6 protein-coding genes are annotated in these 4,263 nt (G+C 74.5%); 2 read left to right on the top strand and 4 right to left on the bottom strand.

Translation table 11 applies throughout. From position 1 onward, the window contains the following. The 3 genes from GPJ59_RS34190 to GPJ59_RS34180 all read right to left on the bottom strand — a co-directional run. Positions 1–683: coiled-coil domain-containing protein (locus tag GPJ59_RS34190; RefSeq protein ID WP_374200993.1), on the bottom strand; the 683-nt coding region annotated here is incomplete at its 3' end. Between the two features lie 133 nt (positions 684–816). Further along, the gene (locus tag GPJ59_RS34185; RefSeq protein ID WP_219671869.1) at positions 817–1,170 is read right to left on the bottom strand and encodes a hypothetical protein; all 354 of its coding nucleotides are present in this window, start codon (positions 1,168–1,170) and stop codon (positions 817–819) included. A gap of 70 nt (positions 1,171–1,240) precedes the next feature. After that, positions 1,241–1,993, bottom strand: coding sequence for an alpha/beta fold hydrolase (locus GPJ59_RS34180; RefSeq protein ID WP_258025339.1), 753 nt, complete (start codon positions 1,991–1,993; stop codon positions 1,241–1,243). Between the two features lie 320 nt (positions 1,994–2,313). Between GPJ59_RS34180 and GPJ59_RS34175 the strand changes: the two genes are divergently transcribed. Continuing rightward, the gene (locus GPJ59_RS34175; RefSeq protein ID WP_219671867.1) at positions 2,314–2,646 is read left to right on the top strand and encodes an ArsR/SmtB family transcription factor; all 333 of its coding nucleotides are present in this window, start codon (positions 2,314–2,316) and stop codon (positions 2,644–2,646) included. A 108-nt stretch (positions 2,647–2,754) separates the two neighbouring features. Then, entirely contained in the window at positions 2,755–4,038 is a 1,284-nt protein-coding gene (locus GPJ59_RS34170) for an alpha/beta hydrolase family protein (protein WP_219671866.1), read from the top strand. Here the strand turns inward: GPJ59_RS34170 and GPJ59_RS34165 are convergent. Next, positions 4,014–4,263, bottom strand: a 250-nt coding sequence (locus tag GPJ59_RS34165; RefSeq protein WP_219671864.1) for a C40 family peptidase, incomplete at its 5' end; no start/stop codon positions are given. The genes GPJ59_RS34170 and GPJ59_RS34165 overlap by 25 nt on opposite strands.

Raw genomic sequence — 4,263 nt, 5'->3', positions numbered from 1 at the left:
GTGGCGGGCCCGGCGGCGGGCCCGGAGGCCGGTGTCGCGGCGGGGCCGTGATCGGCCTCGTAGCGGGCGCGCTCCTCGGCGGTCAGCCGGGCCAGCATCCGCTGGGCGGTGTCCAGCTTGCTCTCGACGGTTGCCTTGTGCCGGGCGAGTTCGGCCTGCCGCTCGCGCAGTTCGGTCACCCGGCCGGCGGCCTGGGCGCGCAGCGCGCCGACCTCGTCGAGGCCGCGGCGTACGGAGGCCACCTCGGCGGCGCTGCGGTCGCCCGCCCGCGCCAGCAGGGCCGCACCCCGCAGGTACGCCTGCGGGCTGTGGGCCAGGGCCAGCCGGAGGGCCGGGCTCAGGCCGCCGCTGCGGTACTGGGAGGTGGCGAGCGCCCCGAGCGCTGAGCGCGCACCGTTGAGCTTGTCGGTCCGGCGCGCCGTCTCGTCGCGCAGGGCGCTCAGGGACCGCTCCGCCTCGTCGGCCTTCTCCTTCGCCCCGTTGTACTGCTCGGCCGCGGCCTCGGCCTCCTGGTAGAGCCGGTCCACCTCGGCCTTGACCTGCGCCGCCGTGGGCTGCGGGTCGGCCTGCGAGGTGCCTTCGAACGCGGTGGCGGTGGCAGCGCCCGCCAGGGCGAGGGTGGCGGCCGTCCGGACGGTGCCGCCGCTCAGCGGGCGCTGCCTGGGCTTTCGATGACTGGCCATGCGGCCCTCACGTCCTTCCCCTGGGGGTCCGGAACCGGGTGGTCCGGGTCTTGGGGGAGGACGCTAAACCGGAAGGTAACGGCCCGATGACGAGATGATCCGAAGTGACCGTTTCTGATGGACCGGTGTCGGGTCAGTGCCAGAGAAGGGCGATGAAGATATTGGCGATGGTCAGTCCGCCGACCGCACCGAACAGGCCCTTCTCGATCCGCTCCTCGTCGCGCTTGACGTAGACCAGCGCGAGGACCACGAAGAGGACGGCGAGCTTCACGCCGATCTTGATGTGGTTCAGGCCGCCGCCGTCCATCTCCCGGAAGCCCACCAGGGCCACGCCGGTGACCAACATCGTCAGGGCGCCGTGCAGCATGCCGGGCACGAAGCGGGCGGTACCGGCGCCCATGGCCTTCATCTGGGAGAGGAAGCCGCCGAGCAGGGCCGCGATACCGATGATGTGCAGGCCGACGAAGACACTGATGAGGACGTCCATACGGGGGAGCGTACGGGGGCTGCGCGCGCTCCCTGCGGCCGGGGGCGCCCCCTGCGGAACCGGCCGAATTTCAGCCGATCCGGCCTAGGTGGGCGAGGAGCTCGGCCGTGACCACCTCCGGCTGCTCCTCGGGGAGGTAGTGGCCGCAGTCGTCGACGCGCACCACCCGGGTGTCGGCGGCGAGCGGCGGGACGACCTCCCGGAGGCTCTCGTAGTTGCTGCGGTCGCCGCCGAGGGCCAGCACCGGCACGGTCAGCGGGCCGTAGGACCGGCGGTCGGCGATGTCCTGGCCGAAGGCGCGGTACCAGTCGTTGCCGGCCCGGATCGCCTCCGGCGAGTCGTAGGCACGGGCGTAGACGGCGCGGGCGCGAGCGTCGATGGTGTCGGGATCGGCGGCGGCATGGGTGAAGAGCCAGTCCAGCAGGAGGTGGTAGCGGCCCGCGAGCAGTGCCTCGGGCAGCCCGTGCACCTGGTTGAAGGCGAACCACCACAGGTGGCGGCCGCTGCCGTCCTGCGGCAGGAGGGTCAGCTCGGCCCAGCTGTCGTCGGGGTGCGGGACGTCGAGCAGGGCCAGGCTGCGGGTGGCCTCGGGGTGGTGGACGGCGTGGGCGTAGGCGACCATCGCGCCGATGTCGTGGCCGACGAGGTGCGCCGAGTCGATGCCGAGGCGGCCGAGCAGGGCGCGCACGTCCGCCGCCATCGTCTTCTTGTCATATCCTCCCCCAGACTCCGTCCGGGAGGTGCCCCCATCGGGTGTGGCGGAGCCGCCCATGCCGCGCAGGTCCACGGCGATCACGCGGTGGCGGGCGCCCAGGGCGGGCATCACCTTGCGCCACTGGCCACCAGGTCTGGGGCCAGCCGCCGAGCAGGACGACGGGGTCGCCCGTGCTCGCGCCGCCCTCGACGTAGTGCAGGCGGGTGCCGTTCACCTCGGCGTGGGCGCTGGTGAAACCTCCGTCGAGGGAGGCGGCGAGGGCGGCGTCGGAGAGGTCGTGCTCGGGGGCGAGGCCGGGGCCGGGGCCGTGCTCGGACATGGGTGGGTCCTCCGCGGATCGAACGTACGAATTCCTCGAACGGTTTGAAATGTACGAGATCTTCGTACGGTCGGTCAATGTCCTTACGAGATCTGCGTACAGTGGGGGCATGGCTGCCACTGCTGACCTGCCCCACCCCGAGGCCGACCGGATCGAGCTGGTCGAGGTCCTGGCGGCGCTCGGGCATCCCGCCCGGCTGGAGATCGCCCGCAAACTCGCCTCGGGCCGGGAGGCCTACTGCGGGGAGGTCGTCCCCGACCTGCCGCGCTCCAGCGTCACGCACCACCTCAAGACGCTCCGCGAGAGCGGCGTGATCCTCCAGGAGCCGCGCGGGCGCCGGCTCTACCTCACGCTCCGCCGCGCGGACCTCGACGCCCGCTTCCCGGGGCTGCTGGACCTCGTCCTCGGCCTGGCCCCGCACGACGCGGACACCTCCCGGTAGGGCCTGCCCGTACGACTTCAGAGCGACGCGCGGTCCGACCACGCGCGGATGCCCCGTCCCTCCGCGGAGTGACGACCCGCCCGGCCGGCCCGGCCTAGGTTCGACGGCATGAATCCACGCCGAACCGCCGTCACGTCCGCGGCCCTGCTGGCCCTCCTGCTCCCACTGCCGCTCGCCGCCGCCGGCTCCGCGGCCGCCGCGGGAGCCCCGCCCGGGTCCGCCGCCGTAGCCCTGCCCGCATCCCTCGCCGGAACCCCGGCCGCGGCCGCCGACCCGACCCCGCAGCCGTTACGCCCGCAGCTCCCGCGCCCCACCGGCCGCTACGCCGTCGGCCAGGACACCCTGCACCTGGTGGACCGCAGCCGGACCGACCCCTGGGCGAAGTCGGGCCCCCGGGAGCTGATGGTGACCATGCGCTACCCCGCCCACCCCGGCACCGGCGGCCCCGTCCGCCCGTACCTCACCGACGAGGAGGCACGGCTGCTGCTGGTCGACCGGGGACTGGACAAGCAGGTCGCCGTCGAGAGCCTGGCGGGTACCCGGGCTCACTCCCGCAGCGACGCCCGGCCGGTCGCCGGCCGCTACCCGCTCGTCGTCCTGTCCCCGGGCTTCAGCGTGCCGCGCGCCACCCTCACCTCGCTCGCCGAGGACCTGGCCTCCCGCGGCTACGTCGTCGCTCTCGTGGACCACGCGTACGAGAGCGTCGGGACGTCCGTACCCGGCGGGCGGGTGCTGACCTGCCTGGCCTGTGAGCAGGCGAAGGGCCACGAGGGCCGCCAACTGGTCGCCGCGACCCGCTCCCGCGACGTGTCCTTCCTGCTGGACCGCCTCACCGGACACCGGCCGGCCTGGCGGCACGCGCGGCTGATCGACCAGGACCGCATCGCCATGGCGGGCCACTCCATCGGCGGCGCCTCGGCGGCCGCGGCCATGGCCGACGACCCCCGGATCCGGGCCGGGATCAACATGGACGGCAGCATGGTGCCGCTCCCGGAGGGCGGGCTGGGCGGCAGGCCGTTCATGCTGCTGGGCTCCGCGCGTGCGCAACCCGGCGCGGACGGCACCTGGGACGGGAACTGGCCCCGGTTCGGCGGCTGGAAGCGCTGGCTCACCTTCGACGACTCGTACCATTTCACCTTCTCCGACTGGCCCACGGTCAGCGAGCAGCTGGGGCTGCCCGCATGGTCGCCGCTGCCCGGCGCCCGCTCGCTGGAGCTGACCCGGACCTACGTCGGCGCCTTCTTCGACCTGCACCTCAAGGGGGTGCCGCAGCCGCTGCTGGACGGGCCTGTGGCGTCCGCCCCGGAGGTCCGCTTCCACGACCCGGCGGCCCCGGCGGCCCCGGCGGCCCCGGCGGTGCCGGGCGATCAGCCGGGGCGGACGCTGCGGTAGACCGGCTGGTGGTGGACGGGGTCCTCGCGGACGCCCGTGCCCGGGCCGGGGGCGTGGATCATGCGGCCGCCGCCGCTGTAGAGGCCGACGTGCCGCATGTCCGCGTGGTGGAAGACCAGGTCGCCGGCGCGCAGGTCGCGGGTGGCGACCCGCGGGCCGGCGGCGACCTGGCCGCGCGCGGTGCGGGGGAGGACGACACCGGCCGCCAGCCAGGCGGCCCTGGTC

The organism is Streptomyces bambusae (assembly GCF_019400985.1).
Taxonomy (GTDB): domain Bacteria; phylum Actinomycetota; class Actinomycetes; order Streptomycetales; family Streptomycetaceae; genus Streptomyces; species Streptomyces bambusae_A.
The sequence above is the reverse complement of the archived record's forward strand: the minus strand, read 5'-3'. Positions and strand labels throughout refer to the sequence as shown.